Raw genomic sequence first — 469 nt, forward strand, 5'->3', positions numbered from 1 at the left:
CGTGGAGCGAGCGCGCCAGCGAAAAGGTGATGTACTGCCAGTAGCAGAACATCGCATACCATTGGAACAGCATCGCCACGGCCAATTGTCGCATCGTCGGCGGCATTTCCCGGATCGCGTCGCCAATCTCGCGCAGCGTGCTACGGACCGATAACGGGGTACGGCGCAACTCGGCAATCTGGGCCGCCGTCAGGGGAAGCTCGCGGACCGACAGAACCGACCACAGGATCGTCGAAAGGGACAGCACCGCGCCGATCAGAAAAGCTGCTTTCGTAATGTGCGGGATGCCATTCAGGTCGACGGCATCGCGGCTCATTCCCGCATAGACCAGGATGGAGGGGGCGAGGTAGGCCAGCGTTTGCGCAAGGCCGGTAAAGGCGCTCTGGCTGAGAAAGCCGATCTCGTGCTGATCGGCGTTGAGCCGGTCCGAGACATAGGCGCGATAGGGCTCCATCGTGGTGTTGTTGCC

Annotated in this window: 1 protein-coding gene; it reads right to left on the reverse strand. The window is 61.8% G+C overall.

Annotated elements, in window-relative coordinates; all coding sequences use genetic code 11:
- Positions 1–469: hypothetical protein (locus AACY52_RS30755; RefSeq protein WP_339561455.1), on the reverse strand; the 469-nt coding region annotated here is incomplete at both ends.

The sequence above is a fragment of the Pseudomonas sp. EA_65y_Pfl1_P113 genome (assembly GCF_963970525.1).
GTDB classification, from domain to species: Bacteria; Pseudomonadota; Gammaproteobacteria; order Pseudomonadales; family Pseudomonadaceae; genus Aquipseudomonas; species Aquipseudomonas tritici.